This is a genomic window from Pseudomonas sp. A125, assembly GCF_055409485.1.
In genome coordinates this window covers 1-19238 of record NZ_JBUZVP010000035.1, presented here as the reverse complement: position 1 = coordinate 19238, position 19238 = coordinate 1, and the positions used below count along the sequence as shown (strand labels likewise).

The window sequence follows — 19238 nt, the reverse complement described above, 5'->3', positions numbered from 1 at the left end:
TTGACGGTGACGTTGCATGGTTCATGCCGGATGCCGTTTTGGCCTTACGCGGGCGCTCGGCTACGGCGCTTCGGTTTTGCCTAAGCATTACCTCGCGCAAATGCTGGTTTCGCGCGGGCGGGGCCAATGTGAAGCTGGGTTTATTCCGCTCCCCAAGAGTTGCCAGCAATGCCCACCCATACCCGTATTCGCATGTTCAACACCCGGCAGACTTACCCCAACCAGTCGCTGGACAACGACTTGTGCCAGGCCGTGCGCGCCGGCAACACCATTTATGTGCGTGGCCAGATCGGCACGGATTTCCAAGGCAACCTGATTGGCCTGGGCGACCCACGCGCGCAAGCCGAGCAGGCGATGAAAAACGTCAAGCAACTGCTGGAAGAAGCCGGCTCCGACCTGTCGCATATCGTAAAAACCACCACCTACCTGATCGACCCGCGCTACCGCGAACCGGTGTACCAGGAGGTCGGCAAATGGCTCAAAGGCGTGTTCCCGATCTCCACCGGCCTGGTGATTTCCGGCCTGGGCCAGCCGGAATGGTTGATGGAGATTGATGTGATTGCCGTGGTACCGGATGACTGGAACCCTGGCCAACCGGCATGAGCCGGTCACTTCACGAGCAGGAGGTTCCCATGCCCCGCACTGTGTACTTCCTCAACGGGCCCAACGCCAACCTGTATGGGCTGGACAAAAACGGCACCTACGGCAGCGAAAGTTTCGCCAGCATCGAGGCGCGTTGCCAGCGCCACGCGACCGAACTGGGCCTGACCCTGGAGTTTCGCCAGAGCAACCATGAAGGCGTGCTGGTGGACTGGATTCAGGAAGCCCGGCTCAACGCCCACGCGATCATCATCAACGCCGCCGGCCTGACCTACAGCTCGGTGCCGATCCTGGATGCGCTGCTCGCGTTCGACGGCCCGATCATCGAAGCGCACATGAGCAACATCTGGAAGCGCGAGCCGTTCCGGCATCACTCCTATGTGTCCAAAGCCGCCACCGGCGTGATCGCAGGCCTCGGCGCGCTGGGCTATCGGCTGGCCCTGACGGCGGTGGCCGAGCTGCTGGAGGCGGATTAAGGCGCTTTGGTTTTGCCTAACCTCTACGTTCAAAAAGCATAATTTGCGGCCGGCCGGCGCTTGATCACACTGGCACCTGTCGATGGTTGCTTATCATTAGGAAGCTCACATGTCAGTTGAAACAATCAACACCCTGGTGGTCGGCGCAGGCCAGGCGGGGGTCGCCATGAGCGAGCATCTGTCACTTATGGGCGTGCCGCACATCGTGCTGGAGCGCAGCCGCATCGCCGAGCGCTGGCGGTCGGAACGCTGGGACTCGCTGGTCGCCAATGGCCCGGCCTGGCACGACCGTTTTCCCGGTATGAAATTCGAGGGCATTTCCCCCGAGAGCTTCCCGCCGAAGGAGCGCATGGCGGCATACTTTGAAGAGTACGTGAACATGCTGAAGGCGCCGGTGCGTACCGGCGTCGAAGTGCAGCAAGTGGAACGCCACACCGGCCGGCCCGGGTTCAAGGTGACCACCTCGGCGGGGGTGATTGAAGCGGCTAATGTGGTGGCAGCCACCGGGCCGTTTCAACGCCCGTCCATCCCGAACCTGGTGCCCAGCCACGCCACGGTTCAACAGCTTCATTCCTCCACCTACAAGAACCCCGGCCAGTTGGCCGAGGGTGCGGTGCTGGTGGTAGGCGCAGGTGCATCAGGCTCGCAAATTGCCGAAGAACTGCAAAAAGCCGGGAAGAAAGTGTACCTCTCGGTGGGCGAACACTATCGCCCTCCCCGCGCTTACCGTGGCCGGGATTACTGCTGGTGGCTGGGTGCGTTGGGCCTGTGGGATGAGGTCAAGACCCAGCCGAAAAAGAAGCATGTGGCGTTTGCCGTCAGTGGCTATGAAGGCGGCAAGACGGTCGACTTCCGCCGCCTGGCGCACATGGGCATCACGCTGGTCGGCGTCACGCGCTCGTGGGATAACGGCGTGATGGAGTTTGAGCCGGGCCTGGCGGCCAACGTGGCAGAAGGTGATCGTGCCTACTTCGATGTGCTGCGCGATGCCGACGCCTATATCGAACAAAACGGCCTTGAGTTTGCGCCGGAGCCGCAAGCGTGGGAATTGCTGGCTGACCCGCAGTGCCTGGTGAACCCGATCATGAGCCTGGACTTGGCCGCCGCCGGCGTGACCACGATTCTGTGGGCCACCGGCTTCAGCTTCGATTTCAGCTGGTTGAAGGTGAATGCGTTTGACGAAAAAGGCGAGCCTTTCCATAAGCGCGGGATCTCGGCAGAGAGCGGGATTTACTTCTTGGGTTTGCCGAACCTGGTGAACCGTGCGTCTTCGTTTATCTATGGGGTGTGGCACGATGCGAAGTATGTGGCAGACCATATCGTCTTGCAGAACGACTACAAGGCATATCGCAAGCCTTGACTCACTGGCGCCCCTCCTGCATTCCCGGCAGACTGCCCGCATCGAGTTGAATCATTGCGGGGAACAACAGAATGGATCGGCTGGCGGCTATGGAAACCTATGTCTACGTGGTTGAGACCGGTTCTTTTTCTGCAGCGGCCAGGCGCCTGGACGTCGGGCAACCCGCCATTTCCAAAACCATCGCACAACTGGAAGAACACCTGGGTGTGCGCCTGCTGATCCGCTCGACGCGCGGGTTGACGCCCACCGAGGCCGGCACGCTATTTTTCGAGCACGCCAAAAAAGTCATCGAGGGCGCAAACGAAGCAGAGCTCGCCGCTCGCGGGTCGGCTGCCGGGCTCACCGGCACCTTGCGTATTTCGGCGGCGACCACGTTCGCCCGGCTGCACATTCTTACGCACCTTGGCGAGTTCCTGGCGCTGCACCCTTTGCTGGATGTCGACCTGCGGCTGGATGACCGCTCGATGAACCTGATTGAAGAAGGCATCGACGTGGCCTTGCGCATGGGCGACCTCAGCGACTCGAACCTGACCGCGAGAAAAATCGCCCAGTGCCGACGGTTCGTGATGGCGACGCCGGCTTACTTCCAGCGGCGCGGCGTACCTGATTCACCCGCCAACCTGGTCGACCACGAAGCCGTGATCTACACACTGGGGGGCGGTGGCACCGCGTGGTCATTCAAAAAGGCGGGAGCCGAGCAGCCTGTCGTGCTGCGCGGCCGAATACGGGTGAGCGCTGCCGAGGGCGTGCGTACGGCGGTGTTGTCGAACTACTGCCTCACCGTCTCGTCAGAGTGGATGTTTACACCCGAGCTAGCGAGTGGCGAGGTGGTAGCGGTGCTTGGGGACTGGTCACTGCCCGACCTGAACCTGTGGGCAATATTCCCCACCGGCCGAATGGCAAGCGCCAAGGCCCGTGCCTTTGTCGACTTTGTCGAGCAGTTGATGGCGCGCCGTTAACCGCGTAGCGCGGGAAGCAGCTCGCAAGGATCCGGACGACGGGTGTAGTCCGGGTTGACCTCAGCGTAAGTGATCACGCCGTCCTGGCCGATCACGAAACGTGCCGGCATTGGCAACACCCACGCCGGGTTGTTGTTGAAGGCCGGCAGGTCGTTGCCGAACGATTTGTACAGGGCCACCAGGTAGTCGGGCAACGTGAAACGCAGGCCGAAGGCATCGGCAACCTCGCTCAGGGTGTCGGACAGGATCGGGAAACTCAGCTTGTTCTCGCGCACTGATTTGCGGCTGTTCACGCTGTTCTGTGGAGAGATCGCCACCAGGCTTGCGCCCAGCTCACGGAACGCTGGCAACGCCTCTTCCAGCGCTTGCAGTTCCATGTTGCAGTACGGGCACCACACGCCCCGGTAGAAGGTAATCACCAGCGGGCCGTTGGCCAACAATTCCACTGAGGACACAGGGTTGCCGTCCGGGTCGTTGAGCTTGAATGCAGGGGCTTTGTCGCCGACCTTCAGCGCGCGTTCGGCCTGCCCGGTGGCGATCAGCTCTGCAGTGGCGCGTTTCATGATCACGTGGACTTGAGGGGGCGCGTTGTAGGGCGGCTTGCCGGCCACGAAGTCAGCGTTGAAGGCATCGAGTTTTGCTTGAAGAGTCATGTTCAGTTCCTGGGGTTGGACGCTTGGATATTTCGCCAGACAAGCATTCCTTTTTGCAGGACGCGGCAGTAGAGAGACCGCAAGCATAGGAATTATTCTTCGGGGGAATGCAAACTTTTCTTGCCGGTGAAAGCCAGCCCGAGCCGCTGAGAACCTCAAGCAGTGGGCACCAGGATCCAAGCCACTTCTTGCAAAATAATCCGCCCCGCCTCAATATTAAAAGCAATTGCTTGGTTAATTAACCCCAAGCCTGACGCCCATGCCATTCGCCGGGTTCCACACCGCGAACGCATTACAAGGAATCGTTGATGCACACCCAAGACAGCAGCTGGGGCGAGTTGCTCCGCGGCAAGAACGCCACCCGCTCCATCGCGCTTTCAGGCGGCATCGCGCTGTATGCCACCAACACGTACATCGCCACCACTATCCTGCCGTCGGTGGTCGCCGAGATCGGCGGCCTGGAGCTGTATGCATGGAGCACCACGCTGTATGTGGTGGCCTCGATCCTCGGCTCGGCCCTCACCTCCAAGCTGCTGCAACGCACCGGTCCACGGCTGGCATATGCGCTCGCAACAATGGTGTTCATGGTTGGCGTGTTGATATGCGCCATGGCGCCGAGCATGCCGGTGATGCTGGCCGGGCGCTTCATTCAGGGCCTGGGCGGCGGGATGTTGCTGGCGTTGTGTTATTCGATGATCCAGTTGGTGTTTGAAGAACGCCTGTGGCCGCGTGCAATGGCGCTGGTGTCCGGGATGTGGGGCGTGGCGACGCTGGTCGGGCCCGCAGTGGGTGGGGTCTTCGCCGAGATGGACGCCTGGCGTTTCGCCTTCGGTGCGATGGTGCCGGTGAGCCTGGCGTACATGGTACTGACCAGCCGTGCGCTGCCCCCACGTGACACCGCCGCGACCGCTACCGCCCGTTTGCCGGTGCCGCAGTTGGTGCTGTTGGCCGGCGCGGTGTTGGCGGTGTGCGCGGGCAGCGTCTCGCCGCTGCCGAGCTGGAACCTGCTGGGCATCGCGACCTGCGCGGTGCTGGTGTGGCTGCTGATCCGCAAGGAATCCAACGCCACAATCCGTCTTTTGCCCAGGGATGCGCTGAAGTTCAGCACCCCGCTCTGCGCGCTGTATGCGACCACCTGTTTGTTGATAATTGGCATGAGCAGCGAGATTTTCATGCCGTACTTTCTGCAGCACCTGCATGGCCAGTCACCGCTGATCGCCGGCTACATGGCGGCGCTGATGGCTGCGGGTTGGACCGTATCGGAAATCCTCAGCTCGGGCTGGACCGGCCGTGGTGCACACCGCGCCATCCTCGCGGGGCCGCTGTTTATTGTGGCCGGGTTGGTGATACTGGCAATCACTACGCCGATCGCCGGCGAGGGGGACTGGACGCTGTTGGCGCCTATTTGCCTCGGGCTGTTCCTGGTGGGCTTTGGTATTGGCCTGGGCTGGCCGCATCTGCTGACGCGCATCCTGCAGGTGGCCTCCGAGCAGGATAAAGACACGGCGGCCTCCTCGATCACCACCCTGCAACTGTTCGCCATGGCCATGGGCGCGGCGCTGGCGGGCGTGATCTCGAACATGGCCGGTATCGACGACGTGGCGAGCAATGTCGGCATCGCCAACGCGGCGCGCTGGTTGTTCGCGTTGTTTACCCTGGCACCGGTGTTGGCCCTGGTGATGGCGCTGCGGGCAACGCGGACGCAGGCCGGCGTCGGGGAGGAACTAACGGTGTCTTGAGACTGGCCCTGCGTTGGCACCTCACGCTCCCTTCTGAAAAGCCCTGAATGCCAGGGCTTTTTTGCGTCTGCACTATTTTCTCCAAGTCACTTTCATTATGAAACCCACTATGCAATATTACTCCCGTAATATTTAGCAACAGGTTTGGAGAGCATTATGAAAAAAGCCAGCTTCCAGCCCATGCCCTGCCCGGTCGCCCGTGCCCTGGAGCACATCGGTGATGGCTGGAGCCTGTTGATCCTGCGGGATGCGTTCTACGGGCTGCGCCGTTTCGATGAATTCCTGACCAGCCTGGGGATCGCCTCAAACACCCTGACCCGCCGCCTGAACACGCTGGTGGTCAGCGGTTTGCTGGAGCGGCGCCCGTACCAGGACAACCCGCCGCGTCACGAATACCACCTGACCGAAGCCGGCCGCGACTTGCGCCAGGTCATCCTCACGCTGATGGCCTGGGGTGCGCGGCATGCCGAGGGCTCGACCAAGGTGTTTCTCGCCGACGAAGCCACCGGGCGCCCGGTGCTACTGGGCTTGATGGACGCCAACACCGGCAAGCCCATCACCCGCGATAGCCACCGTGTACATGTCGCTGCCGATGCCGAACCGTTGACCCTGTGGCGCGCGCGAACCGGCCGCGCCTACGCCGAAAAAGACCAACTGGTCAGCCCCTTCCCCCACTAAGACTCAATGAGGTCATTTCGCCATGGACGCTCACACCAGCGCTGTGCCCGAACCCACGAAAACATCCCGGCGCAAACAGGTGCTGCGCCTGGGCCTGCTGACCCTGGCCGTGGTGGGTGGCGTGTGGTACGCGAGCCACTGGTGGTTGGTCAGCCGCTTTGTCGAAGACACCGACGACGCGTACGTGGGCGCGGATGTGACGGTCATCAGCGCCAAGGTGCCAGGCTATATCAGCGAAGTGACCGTGCTCGACAACCAGTTCGTGCACGCCGGTGACGTGCTGGCCCGCATTGATGTGCGCGACTACCGCACGGCCCTGGCCAAAGCCGATGGCGCCGTGGCCGCGCAACAGGCCTCGCTCGCCAACCTGGACGCCACCGAACAACTGCAACTGGCGGTGATCAACCAGGCCAAGGCCCAGATCGACGCTACCGACGCCGAAACTCAACGGGCCAGCGACGATCAGGCGCGTTACCAGAACCTGGTGCGCAGCCAGGCGGTGTCGGTCGAAAGCGCGCAACGGGTCAACGCGGTGTGGAAGACCGCCCGCGCCGATCACTCCCGGGCGCAAGCCGGGTTGATGGCGGCCAACCGGCAAATCGACGTGATTGAAACCCAGCGCGGCCAGGCCCGCGCCGCGCTGCAACAGGCCCAGGCCGAGCGCGACCAGGCACAACTGAACATCAGCTACACCGAACTGCGTGCCCCGGTGGACGGCTATGTGGGCAACCGTCGCGCCAGGGTCGGTGCCTACGCCGCGGCCGGCAGCCAGTTGATCTCGGTGGTGCCGGCGAAAGGCTTGTGGGTAGACGCCAATTTCAAGGAGGACCAACTGGGGCGCCTGCAAATTGGCCAACGCGTGAATATCCGCGCCGATATCCTGCCGGGCCGCGAATTCCACGGGCACATCGAGAGCCTGGCCCCCGCCACTGGAGCGCAATTCAGTGTATTGCCGCCGGAAAACGCCACCGGCAACTTCACCAAGATCGTGCAGCGCGTGCCGGTACGTGTACGGCTCGACAGCAACGATGCTGACTTTGGCGCCCTGCGCCCGGGGCTGTCGGTGATGGCCCGGGTCAACACCGATGAGCCGTTCGACGACCAGGCCAGCGCACTCAAGGCCCAGCTATGAACAGCCCGTTGCCCACCCTCAGCACATCACAAAAGGTCGCGGCCTTCGCCACCATGTGCGTGGGCATGTTCATCGCCTTGATCGACATCCAGATCGTGTCCGCCTCGCTCAAGGACATCGGCGGCGGGTTGTCTGCCGGTGCAGACGATACCGCATGGGTGCAGACCGCCTACCTGATCGCCGAAATCATCGTCATCCCCATGTCGGGCTGGCTGTCGCGGGTGATGAGCACGCGCTGGCTGTTTGCGGCATCGGCAGCCGGGTTTACCCTCACCAGCCTGCTGTGTGCGATGGCCTGGAACATCCAGAGCATGATCGCGTTTCGCGCCTTGCAGGGTTTTTTGGGTGGCTCGATGATCCCGTTGGTGTTCACCACCGCGTTCATGTACTTCAACGGCAAGCAACGGGTGATCGCCGCCTCCACCATCGGCGCCATCGCGTCCCTGGCGCCCACACTCGGCCCTGCGGTCGGCGGCTGGATCACCGATATTTCCTCCTGGCACTGGCTGTTCTACATCAACCTGGTGCCCGGCCTGTTCGTAACCTTTGCGGTGCCGATGCTGGTCAAGGTCGACCGCCCCAACCCGTCGCTGCTCAAGGGTGCCGACTACACCGGCATGGCGTTGATGGCGGTGTTTCTCGGCTGCCTGGAATACACCCTGGAAGAAGGCCCGCGCTGGAACTGGTTCAGTGACAGCACCATTTCCACCACCGCCTGGATCGCCGCCATCAGTGGCGGGCTGTTTATCTGGCGCTGCCTGGAAATCAAGGAGCCGATTGTCGATTTGCGCGCCCTGCGGGATAGAAACTTCGCCCTGGGCTGCCTGTTTTCGTTCATCACCGGTATCGGCATTTTTGCCACCATCTACCTCACGCCGTTGTTTCTCGGCAGGGTGCGCGGGTACGGCTCGCTGGATATCGGCCTGGCGGTGTTTTCCACGGGGATATTCCAGTTACTGGCGATCCCGGTGTACGCGCTACTGGCCAACCGCTTCGACTTGCGCTGGATCCTGATGTTCGGCTTGTCGCTGTTTGCCCTGTCGATGTGGGACTTCTCCCCTATCACCCACGACTGGGGCGCCAAGGAGTTGCTGCTGCCCCAGGCCATACGCGGGTTTGCCCAACAAATGGCGGTGCCGCCCGTGGTCACGCTTACCCTTGGCGCGCTGGCTCCCGACCGGCTAAAACTCGCCTCGGGGCTGTTCAACCTGATGCGCAACCTCGGCGGTGCCATTGGCATCGCGGCCTGCGCCACGGTACTGAATGACCGCACCAATTTGCACTTCTTGCGCTTGGCCGAGCATCTGAACATCCAGAACGAATCGATGAATGTGTGGTTGGAGCAGCTTTCCGGCAATGCCCAGTTGCTGGGGCAAAACAGCCTGGACGCCAGCCAGTTCGCGCTGCATCAACTGTGGGCGCTGACCTGGCGCGAGGCGCAGACGCTGACCTATGCGGATGCTTTTTTGATGATCATGGTGTGCTTCATCGTCGCCGTGTTGCTGGTGCCCCTGATGCGCAAGGTGCAGCCGCCGAAGCAGCCGACGGCGGATGCGCATTGAAGATGACGGCACCCACGCCACGCAGGGTGCCGCATCATCGTGCCGGTGGCGTATCCGTCCGTGGTACGAGCAATGCAAGCACGCAAGCCAACAGAAGAAACATGCCACTCACGATAAAAGTGGCCTGGTAGCCAGCCCCGTCATACAACACGCCCCCTAACGTCGCGCCGAGGGTGATAGCCAACTGAATGACAGCCACCATCAGCCCTCCTCCGGCTTCGGCATCCTGAGGCAATGTGCGCGATAACCAAGTGAACCAACCCACAGGCGCGCACGTAGCAACCAGCCCCCACACGCCCAGCAAAACGGCTGTAGCCAGCATTGAACTGCCATAGACTATTAACGCCATGGCAATGCCCGACATCAACAGCGGAATCAGCGTCAGCACTCGATAAAGACTGCGGTTCAGCAATGAACCGATCAGCATCGTACCCGCCAACCCGGCCATCCCGATGATCAGCAGTAGCAGGGATAAACCCGACACATCAACGCGGGTCACCGACTCAAGGAACGGGCGCAGATAGGTGAATAGCGCGAACTGCCCCATAAACAAAAATGCCACTGCCGCCATGCCCAGAAAGACGTTGAGGCGACCCAACAACCGAAAGACATCAACAGCAGACCCAGGCTCATCTTGACCAGGCATTTTCGGCAGGGTGAAGGCTTGCCAACACAGCGCCAGAGCCGCGAGTGGAACCACGCAAAAAAATGCACCTCGCCAGCCGATCAGTCCGCCCATAAAACTGCCAATCGGCGCTGCGACCGCCGTGGCGAGTGCGGTACCGCCCTGGATCAACGCGATGGCTTTAGGCACGAAAGGCTTAGGTGCAATCCGCATCATGACCGCGGTCGACATTGCCCAACTTCCTCCGATCGCTATGCCCAAAATGGCGCGCCCCACCATCAGTGTCGAGTAGTTCGGGGCAAAGGCAACGAGCGTGCCGGAGGCAATCATCAAGGCCGTCAGGAATAGCAAAACAGACCTTCGGTCAAGCCTGCGAATGACGCTGGAGATGAACAGGCTGGTGATGACCGCGAAGAGGCCGGAAATCGAAATCGCTTGTCCAGCCTGCCCCTCCGTAAGCCCGAGATCGTTCGCAAGCGGCGTGAGCAAACTCACCGGCAGAAACTCGGAAGTCACAAGGGCGAAGGCGCACAGCGCCATCGCCAGGACTGCTCCCCATACCTGACGGCTCGCTGTTTGAGTAGGCAAAACGGTGCTGCTCATCGGGTCGGTCACTTCAGGTTGGTCTGGAAGAACGAGGTCAGTTTGGCAAAAGGAATCAGGTCGACTCGGTCGTAGAGATCCACATGGCCCGCACCTGGAATGATCACGAGCTCCTTGGGTTGGCCAGCCAGTCGATAAGCCTCTTCACTGAACTCACGGGAGTGAGCCTGTTCACCGGCGATGAACAGCATCGGGCGTGGCGAGATCGTCTCGATATCGTTGAACGGATAAAAGTTCATGAACTTGACGTTGCTGGTCAGCGTTGGGTGAGTGGTCAGCAGCGGTGATTGGCCTTTGGGGGTGAACTCACCGCGTGGCGTGCGGTAGAAATCGTAGAATTCGCGCTCTATCGCGTTGGATTTGTCCGTCAGTTCATGGACTGTCCCACTGGTGTATCGGGTTTCGCCGCCGGTGAACTCGGCATAGCGCTGTTCGGCAGCCGCGGCAATGCCTTGCTTCCTCTGCTCGACAGTGACGGAATGCTTCAAGCCGTTTCGGTTGGCTGCGCCCATGTCGTACATGCTGACCGTGGCAATCGCCTTCATTCGCGGGTCGATCTTTGCAGCGCTGATAACGAAGCTGCCGCTGCCACAAATGCCCAGGACACCAATCCGGTTTCGATCAACAAACGTCTGTGTGCCCAGATAGTCCAAGGCAGCACTGAAGTCTTCAGCATAGATTTCCGGCGACACCGCATTGCGCGGCAGGCCATCACTTTCGCCCCAGAACGACAGATCGATGGCAAGGGTCACGAAACCCTGCTCTGCCAGCTTCTGCGCATACAGGTTCGAACTCTGTTCTTTAACCGCGCCCATGGGATGGCCAACGATGATCGCGGCGTTTTGGCTGCCCGGTTTCAAATCTTTTGGGAAGAACAGATTCCCTACGGTGTTCATCTGGTACTGATTTTTGAAAGTCACCTTCTGCATCGTGACCTTCTCACTTTTGTAAAAATTATCGGCTCCGTTAGACATGCCTGCTCCCAGTGCACAGAGCGACGACATCAGAAGGCCCAGCAAGACAACCAGTTTTCTCATGAGGTGCTCCCATCGTTGAATAGGTGCCGGCCAAGACCAGCAAGGGGTAAGGACCACGCCTGTGATAACAGACGAGGCTTGCCCTATTCTCCGTGAGTGCGTCATGCTTGATAATCTAATGAAAGCTTGTTGAAGCTATAAGTCAGACTAATCAATCCAGATAGGCGGCCTACGATGCCAAGACATAATCTGAATGACCTTCTGGCCTTTGTGACGGTCGCCAGGGCAGGCAGCTTTACACGGGCTGCGGCTCACTTGGGTGTCACACAGTCCGCGCTGAGCCAGGCTGTTTCCGGGCTTGAAAAGCGCCTGGAAATACGACTCCTGACACGCACCACTCGTAGCGTTTCGCCGACCAGTGCGGGTGAGCGCCTGATGCAAACCATCGGTCATCGCTTCGATGAAATCGAGGCCGAGCTGGATGCCTTGACCGAGCTGCGGGACAAGCCCGCAGGCACGGTGCGCATTACCTGTGGTGATTTTGTCCTGAGGACAATACTGCTTCCCCGGCTCACGCCGTTGCTCCTCGAATACCCCGATATCAAGGTTGAGTTTGATATCAACTATGGCTTCCGGGACATCGTCGCGGACCGCTTCGATGCAGGCATCCGATTTGGCGACACCGTTGATAAAGATATGATCGCCATCCCTATCGGCCCGCAGGTACGGATGGCTGTCGTAGGGGCGCCAGCGTATTTCGCCGGCAATCCCGTACCAAAAAAGCCACAGGATCTGGTGAATCACCGATGTATCGATATTCGCTATCCAACGCTTGGCGGGCTCGCTGTCTGGGAATTCGAAAAGCGTGGCCGCAAGGTCAACGTGCGCGTCGCAGGCCAAATCATTCTTAACACCAGCGCACATGTACCGGCTGCGGCCGTTAACGGCTTGGGCATCGCGTACCTGCCGGAAGAAGAATTTGCACCGCATATCGAGAATGGCCGCCTGGTACGAGTCCTGGAGGACTGGTGCCCGTTGTTCTCGGGTTATCACCTGTACTACCCAAGCCGTCGCTTGCCAACACCTGCCTTTACGCTTGTTCTGAATGCGCTACGAGCCGATGGCCCCTACTAGAAACGAGGCATTTGAGCAGTAAGAAACTGGGTGACCTCGTTAACCGCCACACTCTGTGGCGCAGTACTCACTGCGGCTTCCAGGCTGCACCATGGGTAATTCAGCCCTGATACCCATTCCATGACACCCGCCAGATCCGCCGCTGGAAGGGTTTTCATATGCTCGATAGTGATAGTGAGCTTTTCAACAAGCCCCGATTCGGCGCTGAACTGCCACTCATACACGCCGCACCCAACCCGGGCTTCTCCGGTGTTTTTGTCGGACATGCCCACCAGCCATTTGCACTGATAGGTTTTGGCCCCCGCCTCGGGTGGCTGCCCCAGGCAAAACGTATAGACGTTTTCAAAGGTCCGCCCGAATCGCCGTACCAGCACGTCGCCGATGCCGGCAACCCCTTCAACGTGGGGCGGGAACGAGATGGAACCGGTGCGCACCACCATGTCCAGGATTGCCTCGGGCACAAACGCGCGGCTTAACAAATGCGGGCGGTTGCCGTCCTTGGCGAGTATGTAGTGCTGAATCGCGAGTTGAGCAGTATTCATGGTTTTTCCGTCGATTCCCTATCGGATGATGCTTAGGCCTTCTGGATCAGCCCTCAGAAGAAACAACGGGCTCATCAGTAGATTCAGTCGCCAGTTTCAATCGGTCAGCTTTACTGATGTACTTGTCCTTGCGCGCAGGTGCCAATTTGGCGCTGGCCTTTTTGGCCTTGGCCTTGAACAACTGCTGTAGTTTTTTTTGACGATTCATGTGTTCTATCCGGTTTTTAATCAGTGCTTGCCGTTGTGATTATCCATCTTTCATGCCGCTATCGAAGCACATTTAATTCATGGCACTCCACAGCGCCACAGCGGTCTTTCCTAAACACACCTACTTTCGCCCTGCGGAGCCGACATGATCATCGTCCACCACCTGAACAACTCTCGCTCGCAACGCATCCTGTGGCTGCTCGAAGAACTCGGCCTGCCCTACGAAATCAAGCGTTACCAGCGCGACCCGAAAACCAACCTTGCGCCACCGGAGCTCAAGGCCATCAATGCGCTGGGCAAATCGCCGGTGATTGAAGACGGGCCCCACGTGCTGATCGAGTCCGGCGCGATTATCGACTACCTGATTCGCCGCCATGGCGACGGCCGCCTGCAACCCGATCCCGCCACCGCCACGTACGATGAGTACGTGCAATGGCTGCACTTCGCCGAAGGCTCGGCCATCCTGCCGTTGATGCTCAACCTTTACGTCGGGCGCCTGGGTGACGCCGGCGCGCCGTTGCGTCCGCGCATTGACGCGGAGCTGGCCAATTATTTGGGTTACCTGAACAACGCGCTGGGGCTGACGCCGTACCTGGTGGGTGAGGAATTGACTGGCGCGGATATCCAGATGAGTTTCATTGGCGAATTCGCCAGGGCCCAGGGCAAGCTGCAGGCGTACCCGAACGTGGCGGCGTGGGTACAACGGTTCCAGCAAAGGCCGGCGTATCGCAAGGCGCTGGAACAGGGTGGGGAATACGCGTTTGCGAAGTGAGGCACATGAGTGCCTCGGGGCCGAACGCCGCCAACCCAGTTGTATTGCGTTAACCCCCAGAATGAGGATTACTGTAGGCCGTTTCCACTCCTGAGATGAACTCGCGATGTTCGAACTGGCCCCCATTTTGACCTACGTAGCCGTTGTTATCGGCCTGTTCCTGATCCCTGGCCCTGCCGTGCTGCTGGTAATCACCCGCACCCTGCAGGGTGGCCGCAAGGTCGGAATTGCTACTGGGTTGGGCGTGGCTTCGGGCGACCTGATCCATACGCTGTGCGCAGCGCTGGGCTTGTCGGCGATCCTGATGACCTCGGCCGTGGCGTTCAACGTGGTTAAAATCGTGGGCGCCTGTTACCTGATCTACCTGGGCGTGCGCGCCTTCATGGCCAAGCCTGGCGCGAGCACGCGCAAGGATCTGCCCACGGTGACAGCGGCCCAGGCGTATTTCCAGGCGGTGGGCGCTGAAGTGCTGAACCCGAAGACCGCGATTTTCTTTCTGGCGTTCCTACCGCAGTTCATTCACCCGGAATCGGGTTCTTCCCTGGCTCAATTCGCGGTATTGGGTTTGATTTTTTCGGGGCTCAGTGCGGTGTACACCACGCTGATTTCGGTGGCGATCCGCCCGTTGAGCCGCTGGATGACGGGGCTTTCAAGGTTGCGTCGTTGGGAGGGGAAGATCATTGGGACGCTGTTCATGGGGTTGGGGCTGAAAATAGCGTTTCAGCAGCGTTAATCCGTAGTGCCGTGTTGAACCTGGGTCACTCGGTTGCAAACCGCTGCCTTTTAACCCGGTACATATCGCCATCCGCATGACTGAGCAGGCTGTCGGCGTCCTCACCGTCTGCCGGGTAAAACGCCACGCCGATACTGCAGGACGGCATCTTCACCGCGCCAAACTCAGCGCTCAGGGGCTGGGCCATCACCGCGAGTATCTGCTGTACCTTGGCAGCCACGGCCTCCGGCGACTGGATATCCGCCAGCAGCACGGTGAATTCATCGCCACCCATGCGTGCCACCAGGTCACGTTCACGTACACAGCCTTCCAGCCGCCGCGCAATCACGCAGAGCACGCGGTCGCCCAGGGCATGCCCGTGCACATCGTTGATGCCCTTGAAGTCATTAACGTCCAGAAACAGCAAGGCCAGGGCGCTTTTGTGCTGGCGGGCCGCGTACAGGGCCTCGTCCAGCCGGTCATTGAACAGTGAGCGGTTGGTGAGGGCCGTCAGCGGGTCGTGATGGGCGAGAAAGCGCAGTTCTTCCTCGGCTTGCGTCAGGGCCGTGATGTCTCGTGCTACGCCAATCCGCGCGCCCACTTCCTGGGACCAGAAGGCCGCCCACAGGATGTGCACGACACTGCCATCCTTGCGCATGTAACGGTTGCGAAAGTCGACATGGGGCTTGCCATTCATCACCCGTACGATCGAGGCCCGGGTGCGCGCCAGGTCTTCAGGGTGCATATAGTCGGTGATCAGGGTGCCGGTGAGTTCGTCGGCGCAGTACCCCAGCAACGCTTCGCAGGCATCACTCACAAACACGATCTGGTTTTCACTGTCGACCACGAACACCGTATCCAGCATCAAGTGGATCAGTTTGGGATAGAGGGCGTGCAGGTCAATGGGCATAGGTCAGGGAAGCGTCTGGTTCGGGTGGGCCGATCATAGCCCGATCATGATGGATGGCGAAAAGGAATCATCGCGGGCGACTACATCAGCTACCTGGCGAATGCGCCCCATGTGTTTGAGGCACTTGAGGCGGATACCACGGCGGTGATGGTGATTGAACACCCTTGAGGAGTGGGCCGGTGCCTTCAGGCATGAATCGGCAGAGCCAACCCAAACAGCACAAAAAACCCGCCACACACCTTGTTGAATCGCCGGCCGGTTCGCGCCAGCCAAGGCCGCACCCGGTGCGCGGCGCTGGCCACCAGGTACTCAACGACAAACTCCACCACGGCGTAGGTCAGCGCGATGGTGAGGGTCTGCGCGATGATGCTGCGGTGCGGGTCCAGGAAGGGTGGAATGAACGCGGTGAACAGCAGCAACGCCTTGGGGTTTGAAATGGCCGATACCAGCCCCTGGCGGAACAGCGACCAACTGCGCGAGCTGGTCGTGCCGGTCGCCTCAAGACTGATGGGCGCAGCCCGCCACAGCCCGAAGCCCAGCCAGATCAGATACAGCCCGCCCGCCACCTTCAATGCCGTGAATAAGCTGGCCGACGCCTGGATAAGTGCACCCAACCCCAAGGCACACAGCGCCAGCACGACCGCAAAACCGAGCACGCCGCCGCTGATGGTGAACAGCGTTTTGCGGCTGCCATGCAGGGCGCCATGGGTCAGCGCCAATAGCGCATTGGGCCCGGGCACCACCGCGATGCCGCAGCAGGTAACCAGGTAAAGCAACCAGGTCTCAAAAGGCATGATCCGATCCAGTAGGTGTTGGTTCTGGGCAGAATGTTGCGGGTGAACAAACCTTCATGAAAAGCGCATAATTCAGGCCTTAGCCATTCGATTAACGAATAAAGGAAACCGCGATGCCAGCCAGCGATTTGCAACTCGATTGGCTTAAATGCTTTGTGGCCGTGGTGGACGCCGGCTCGCTGTCGGGCGCTGCCCACGAGGTCAATCGCTCACAGTCCGCCGTCAGCATGCAGATGAAAAAACTCGAGGCGGCCCTTGGGCGGCAACTGTTGAGCCGTGGCCCCAGGCACCTGCAACTGACCGCCGACGGCCAGACGCTACTCAGCTACGCCCGGCGCATGCTCGCCCTTCACGCTGAAACCCAGGCGGCGTTTCACGGTGAAGAACTGACCGGGCGCATCCGCCTGGGCGTCGCAGAAGACTACGCGGCCCGGTACCTCACGCCGCTGCTCAAGCGTTATTCGCCGCGCTACGCCGGCGTGGAAATCGAATTGACCTGTGAACAGTCGACCACGCTGATCCCGCGGTTGCGAAGCGGCGACCTTGATCTGGCGCTGGTGTCCAGGGACTCTCCCCAGAGCGGCACATTCCTGTTCAAGGAGCCCATGGTGTGGGTGGGCTCACCCCAGTTCGAACTGTGGCGGCGAAACCCGATTCCTATCGCGGTCTACGAAAGCGCAAGCCTGGCCCGGCGATATGCGGTGAACTCACTGACCCAACAGGGCCGCGAATTCAAGGTGGTGTACAACAGCTCCAGCCTTGCCGGCCAGGTGGCCGCCGTTGAGGGCGGACTGGCGATTGCCGCGATCACGCAGTGCACCGTACAAGACTCGCTTCAGGTACTGGGTGACGAACACGGTTTGGGCAGCATTGAACCCATGGAGGTTTCGATTCTGCGCAGCCGGGCGTCTCGTGGGTCCAAGGCGGTCAATAGCCTGCATGCGTTCATCATCCGGGCGCTGAGGGTTCAGCCTTAGTGAACAGAGCGTTTCGGCACAATCATCGAGCGCTTCGGCGCAATGCCATACCCCCGCGCTGTTTAGGATCAAGGCTCAAACCACGCCTGGATACCACCGCGATGAAACTCAAAACACTTGCCCCTGCGATCACCCTGGTCCTGGCCGCCAGCGGGCACGCCGCCAGCTTCTCACTCAGCAGCCCGGACATTGCCGACCAGCGACCGCTGACGCGCCTGCAAGAATTCAGCGGCTTCGGCTGCAACGGCGCCAACACCTCCCCTGCCCTGGCCTGGAGCAACGCCCCGGCGGGCACCAAAAGCTTTGCCATCACCGTCTACGACCCCGATGCACCAACCGGCAGCGGCTGGTGGCACTGGACGCTGGTCAACCTGCCCGTTACCGTCACCCGCGTGCCGAGCAATGTCGGCACGCACCTGCCGGCCGGGGCGGTGCAAGGGCGCACGGATTACGGCCAACCCGGCTTTGGCGGCGCGTGCCCGCCAGTGGGTGATAAACCGCATCGCTATCAATTCACCGTATGGGCGTTGAAAGTCGACACGCTGGCGATCGACAATCAATCCAGCGGCGCCCTGGTCGGTTACATGCTCAATGCCAACAGCCTGGCCAAGGCCACAATCACGGCCCCTTACGGACGCTAGTCACGATGGATGTTCACGAAGGTTTGCGGCACCGGGAAAGCATCATCGAACGCTGCGTGATCAGGGCCCGGCAACACCACACCCTGCAACGCGTGCCGATCTTCGTGACCGCCCTGTGCCGCGTGCGCCAAGGGCAAAAACGGTTGCAGTGGGACGCGCGCGAAATGCGTGCCGGCCCCCAGCATTTGATTTTACTGCCGGCGGGCCGCGAGCTCGGCGTGACCAACTTTCCCGGCGCCCAAGGTGACTACATCGCCGATGTGGTGTCGTTTCCGGTACCGGTGCTGCGCAACTTCGTTGCCCGGTATGGCGCGCAGTTCAAGGGCAGCCTGAATACCGACCTGTGCGTGCGCCTGGACAACCAGACCCGCCAAGCCTGGGACCAACTGTTGATTGCACTCAGCTCAGGCGCCCCGGCGGCCTTGTGTACTCACTATGGTGAAGCCGTGCTGCTGTGCCTGAGCCTGGCCGGCCAGGCGGGGCCGTTGCTGATGGATCGCAATGATCCGTTGAGTGAGCGGGTGCAGCGGCTGATCGGCAGCAACCTGTCCCGGGACTGGACCGTTGCCACGGTTGCGCAGCAGTTGAATCTGGGGGAATCCACTTTGCGCCGGCAGCTGGCCAACGAGGATGCGAGCTTCAGGTCCATTCTGGAAAATGTTCGGCTGGGGGCGGCGTTGCAGTGGCTGCAAACCTCCAGGGATTCCATTGGGGAGATTTCCAACGCGTGTGGGTATGCGTCGGCTTCACGGTTTGCGGTGAGGTTTAAGTCGCACTATGGGCTTTCGCCGCGCTCGTTGCGGGCGGCGATGTGAGGTCCACACACTACCTGAGTGGCCCGTACCTGTGGTGAGGGAGCTTGCTCCCGCTGGACTGCGCAGCAGGCCCAGTTTTTGGGGCCGCTGCGCGACCCAGCGGGAGCAAGCTCCCTCACTACAGGTACGATGTTAATGGCTGAAATTTCTCATCGGGGAAATTTGCAACGCGTGTGGCGTATGCGTCGGCTTCACGGTTTGCGGTGAGGTTTAAGTCGCATTATGGGCTGTCGCCGCGCTCGTTGCGGGCGGCGATGTGAGGTCCACACACTACCTGAGTGGCCCGTACCTGTGGTGAGGGAGCTTGCTCCCGCTGGACTGCGCAGCAGGCCCAGTTTTTGGGGCCGCTGCGCGACCCAGCGGGAGCAAG

The 19238-nt window shown here is 60.7% G+C and carries 21 protein-coding genes and 1 pseudogene; 15 read left to right on the top strand and 7 right to left on the bottom strand.

Annotated elements, in window-relative coordinates; all coding sequences use genetic code 11:
• Positions 1–168: 168 nt before the first annotated feature.
• From ACZRN6_RS31530 to ACZRN6_RS31515, 4 genes are all read left to right on the top strand, one after another.
• Positions 169–603, top strand: coding sequence for a RidA family protein (locus ACZRN6_RS31530; RefSeq protein ID WP_322145730.1), 435 nt, complete (start codon positions 169–171; stop codon positions 601–603).
• A gap of 29 nt (positions 604–632) precedes the next feature.
• Positions 633–1076, top strand: a complete 444-nt coding sequence (locus ACZRN6_RS31525) for a type II 3-dehydroquinate dehydratase (protein ID WP_464009664.1) — start codon at positions 633–635, stop codon at positions 1074–1076.
• A gap of 109 nt (positions 1077–1185) precedes the next feature.
• On the top strand, positions 1186–2436 hold the full coding sequence (locus ACZRN6_RS31520) for a flavin-containing monooxygenase (protein ID WP_464009663.1): 1251 nt from the start codon (positions 1186–1188) through the stop codon (positions 2434–2436).
• Positions 2437–2507: 71 nt separating this feature from the next.
• Positions 2508–3395, top strand: a complete 888-nt coding sequence (locus ACZRN6_RS31515) for a LysR family transcriptional regulator (protein ID WP_322145733.1) — start codon at positions 2508–2510, stop codon at positions 3393–3395.
• On the opposite strand, the gene ACZRN6_RS31510 is transcribed toward ACZRN6_RS31515, so the two are convergent.
• Complete coding sequence (locus ACZRN6_RS31510) at positions 3392–4048, bottom strand: peroxiredoxin-like family protein (protein ID WP_464009662.1); 657 nt, start codon at positions 4046–4048, stop codon at positions 3392–3394. The two genes, ACZRN6_RS31515 and ACZRN6_RS31510, sit on opposite strands and share 4 nt — an antisense overlap.
• A gap of 308 nt (positions 4049–4356) precedes the next feature.
• Here ACZRN6_RS31510 and ACZRN6_RS31505 point away from each other — a divergent pair, with 308 nt between their 5' ends.
• The 4 genes from ACZRN6_RS31505 to ACZRN6_RS31490 all read left to right on the top strand — a co-directional run bounded on the left by ACZRN6_RS31505 (position 4357) and on the right by ACZRN6_RS31490 (position 9159).
• Positions 4357–5787, top strand: coding sequence for an MFS transporter (locus ACZRN6_RS31505; protein WP_464009661.1), 1431 nt, complete (start codon positions 4357–4359; stop codon positions 5785–5787).
• A 156-nt stretch (positions 5788–5943) separates the two neighbouring features.
• Positions 5944–6465 carry a winged helix-turn-helix transcriptional regulator gene (locus ACZRN6_RS31500; protein ID WP_464009660.1) on the top strand — a complete coding sequence of 174 codons (522 nt, stop codon included), beginning with the start codon at positions 5944–5946 and terminating at the stop codon, positions 6463–6465.
• Positions 6466–6487: 22 nt separating this feature from the next.
• Entirely contained in the window at positions 6488–7597 is a 1110-nt protein-coding gene (locus ACZRN6_RS31495; RefSeq protein ID WP_464009659.1) for an HlyD family secretion protein, read from the top strand.
• On the top strand, positions 7594–9159 hold the full coding sequence (locus tag ACZRN6_RS31490) for a DHA2 family efflux MFS transporter permease subunit (RefSeq protein WP_323571013.1): 1566 nt from the start codon (positions 7594–7596) through the stop codon (positions 9157–9159). The genes ACZRN6_RS31495 and ACZRN6_RS31490 overlap by 4 nt, the downstream gene beginning before the upstream one ends.
• A 34-nt stretch (positions 9160–9193) precedes the next feature.
• Here the strand turns inward: ACZRN6_RS31490 and ACZRN6_RS31485 are convergent, their stop codons facing one another.
• Both ACZRN6_RS31485 and ACZRN6_RS31480 read right to left on the bottom strand, forming a co-directional pair.
• Positions 9194–10387 (bottom strand): MFS transporter, encoded by a 1194-nt coding sequence (locus tag ACZRN6_RS31485; RefSeq protein ID WP_464009658.1) that lies wholly within the window; start codon positions 10385–10387, stop codon positions 9194–9196.
• 8 nt (positions 10388–10395) lie between these two features.
• Complete coding sequence (locus ACZRN6_RS31480; protein ID WP_322145739.1) at positions 10396–11424, bottom strand: alpha/beta hydrolase; 1029 nt, start codon at positions 11422–11424, stop codon at positions 10396–10398.
• A gap of 174 nt (positions 11425–11598) precedes the next feature.
• Between ACZRN6_RS31480 and ACZRN6_RS31475 the strand changes: the two genes are divergently transcribed.
• Positions 11599–12498, top strand: coding sequence for a LysR family transcriptional regulator (locus ACZRN6_RS31475; protein WP_464009657.1), 900 nt, complete (start codon positions 11599–11601; stop codon positions 12496–12498).
• Here ACZRN6_RS31475 and ACZRN6_RS31470 read toward each other — a convergent pair.
• The gene (locus ACZRN6_RS31470) at positions 12495–13040 is read right to left on the bottom strand and encodes a hypothetical protein (protein WP_464009656.1); all 546 of its coding nucleotides are present in this window, start codon (positions 13038–13040) and stop codon (positions 12495–12497) included. The two genes, ACZRN6_RS31475 and ACZRN6_RS31470, sit on opposite strands and share 4 nt — an antisense overlap.
• A 46-nt stretch (positions 13041–13086) precedes the next feature.
• Positions 13087–13248, bottom strand: coding sequence for a DUF2986 domain-containing protein (locus ACZRN6_RS31465; protein ID WP_464009655.1), 162 nt, complete (start codon positions 13246–13248; stop codon positions 13087–13089).
• A 144-nt stretch (positions 13249–13392) separates the two neighbouring features.
• Here ACZRN6_RS31465 and ACZRN6_RS31460 point away from each other — a divergent pair, with 144 nt between their 5' ends.
• Together ACZRN6_RS31460 and ACZRN6_RS31455 are read left to right on the top strand one after the other, a co-directional pair.
• The gene (locus tag ACZRN6_RS31460; protein ID WP_322145743.1) at positions 13393–14019 is read left to right on the top strand and encodes a glutathione S-transferase family protein; all 627 of its coding nucleotides are present in this window, start codon (positions 13393–13395) and stop codon (positions 14017–14019) included.
• A gap of 106 nt (positions 14020–14125) precedes the next feature.
• Positions 14126–14752, top strand: coding sequence for a LysE family translocator (locus ACZRN6_RS31455; RefSeq protein WP_322145744.1), 627 nt, complete (start codon positions 14126–14128; stop codon positions 14750–14752).
• A gap of 25 nt (positions 14753–14777) precedes the next feature.
• Here ACZRN6_RS31455 and ACZRN6_RS31450 read toward each other — a convergent pair whose 3' ends face one another.
• Positions 14778–15641 (bottom strand): diguanylate cyclase domain-containing protein, encoded by an 864-nt coding sequence (locus ACZRN6_RS31450; protein ID WP_464009654.1) that lies wholly within the window; start codon positions 15639–15641, stop codon positions 14778–14780.
• Positions 15642–15713: 72 nt separating this feature from the next.
• On the opposite strand from ACZRN6_RS31450, the pseudogene ACZRN6_RS31445 reads away from it, so the two are divergent.
• Positions 15714–15809: pseudogene (locus ACZRN6_RS31445) on the top strand (DNA-binding protein); the annotation flags it as partial.
• Between the two features lie 17 nt (positions 15810–15826).
• Here ACZRN6_RS31445 and ACZRN6_RS31440 read toward each other — a convergent pair.
• Positions 15827–16435: a LysE family translocator gene (locus ACZRN6_RS31440; RefSeq protein WP_464009653.1), complete on the bottom strand. Its 609-nt coding sequence runs from the start codon at positions 16433–16435 to the stop codon at positions 15827–15829.
• A 113-nt stretch (positions 16436–16548) separates the two neighbouring features.
• Here ACZRN6_RS31440 and ACZRN6_RS31435 point away from each other — a divergent pair, with 113 nt between their 5' ends.
• From ACZRN6_RS31435 to ACZRN6_RS31425, 3 genes are all read left to right on the top strand, one after another.
• On the top strand, positions 16549–17412 hold the full coding sequence (locus ACZRN6_RS31435; RefSeq protein WP_322145747.1) for a LysR family transcriptional regulator: 864 nt from the start codon (positions 16549–16551) through the stop codon (positions 17410–17412).
• Between the two features lie 101 nt (positions 17413–17513).
• Positions 17514–18053, top strand: coding sequence for a YbhB/YbcL family Raf kinase inhibitor-like protein (locus tag ACZRN6_RS31430; RefSeq protein ID WP_464009652.1), 540 nt, complete (start codon positions 17514–17516; stop codon positions 18051–18053).
• Positions 18054–18058: 5 nt separating this feature from the next.
• On the top strand, positions 18059–18868 hold the full coding sequence (locus tag ACZRN6_RS31425) for a helix-turn-helix transcriptional regulator (protein WP_464009651.1): 810 nt from the start codon (positions 18059–18061) through the stop codon (positions 18866–18868).
• Positions 18869–19238: the final 370 nt, after the last annotated feature.

Excerpts from the sequence above, each read along its gene's own strand:
- ACZRN6_RS31455 (WP_322145744.1), top strand. The coding sequence starts at position 14,126 with ATGTTCGAACTGGCCCCCATTTTGACCTACGTAGCCGTTGTTATCGGC.
- ACZRN6_RS31460 (WP_322145743.1), top strand. The coding sequence starts at position 13,393 with ATGATCATCGTCCACCACCTGAACAACTCTCGCTCGCAACGCATCCTG.
- ACZRN6_RS31465 (WP_464009655.1), bottom strand. The coding sequence starts at position 13,248 with ATGAATCGTCAAAAAAAACTACAGCAGTTGTTCAAGGCCAAGGCCAAA.
- ACZRN6_RS31515 (WP_322145733.1), top strand. The coding sequence starts at position 2,508 with ATGGATCGGCTGGCGGCTATGGAAACCTATGTCTACGTGGTTGAGACC.
- ACZRN6_RS31500 (WP_464009660.1), top strand. The coding sequence starts at position 5,944 with ATGAAAAAAGCCAGCTTCCAGCCCATGCCCTGCCCGGTCGCCCGTGCC.
- ACZRN6_RS31520 (WP_464009663.1), top strand. The coding sequence starts at position 1,186 with ATGTCAGTTGAAACAATCAACACCCTGGTGGTCGGCGCAGGCCAGGCG.
- ACZRN6_RS31435 (WP_322145747.1), top strand. The coding sequence starts at position 16,549 with ATGCCAGCCAGCGATTTGCAACTCGATTGGCTTAAATGCTTTGTGGCC.
- ACZRN6_RS31485 (WP_464009658.1), bottom strand. The coding sequence starts at position 10,387 with ATGAGCAGCACCGTTTTGCCTACTCAAACAGCGAGCCGTCAGGTATGG.
- ACZRN6_RS31530 (WP_322145730.1), top strand. The coding sequence starts at position 169 with ATGCCCACCCATACCCGTATTCGCATGTTCAACACCCGGCAGACTTAC.
- ACZRN6_RS31475 (WP_464009657.1), top strand. The coding sequence starts at position 11,599 with ATGCCAAGACATAATCTGAATGACCTTCTGGCCTTTGTGACGGTCGCC.
- ACZRN6_RS31450 (WP_464009654.1), bottom strand. The coding sequence starts at position 15,641 with ATGCCCATTGACCTGCACGCCCTCTATCCCAAACTGATCCACTTGATG.
- ACZRN6_RS31480 (WP_322145739.1), bottom strand. The coding sequence starts at position 11,424 with ATGAGAAAACTGGTTGTCTTGCTGGGCCTTCTGATGTCGTCGCTCTGT.
- ACZRN6_RS31425 (WP_464009651.1), top strand. The coding sequence starts at position 18,059 with ATGGATGTTCACGAAGGTTTGCGGCACCGGGAAAGCATCATCGAACGC.
- ACZRN6_RS31430 (WP_464009652.1), top strand. The coding sequence starts at position 17,514 with ATGAAACTCAAAACACTTGCCCCTGCGATCACCCTGGTCCTGGCCGCC.
- ACZRN6_RS31510 (WP_464009662.1), bottom strand. The coding sequence starts at position 4,048 with ATGACTCTTCAAGCAAAACTCGATGCCTTCAACGCTGACTTCGTGGCC.
- ACZRN6_RS31525 (WP_464009664.1), top strand. The coding sequence starts at position 633 with ATGCCCCGCACTGTGTACTTCCTCAACGGGCCCAACGCCAACCTGTAT.
- ACZRN6_RS31505 (WP_464009661.1), top strand. The coding sequence starts at position 4,357 with ATGCACACCCAAGACAGCAGCTGGGGCGAGTTGCTCCGCGGCAAGAAC.
- ACZRN6_RS31490 (WP_323571013.1), top strand. The coding sequence starts at position 7,594 with ATGAACAGCCCGTTGCCCACCCTCAGCACATCACAAAAGGTCGCGGCC.
- ACZRN6_RS31440 (WP_464009653.1), bottom strand. The coding sequence starts at position 16,435 with ATGCCTTTTGAGACCTGGTTGCTTTACCTGGTTACCTGCTGCGGCATC.
- ACZRN6_RS31495 (WP_464009659.1), top strand. The coding sequence starts at position 6,488 with ATGGACGCTCACACCAGCGCTGTGCCCGAACCCACGAAAACATCCCGG.
- ACZRN6_RS31470 (WP_464009656.1), bottom strand. The coding sequence starts at position 13,040 with ATGAATACTGCTCAACTCGCGATTCAGCACTACATACTCGCCAAGGAC.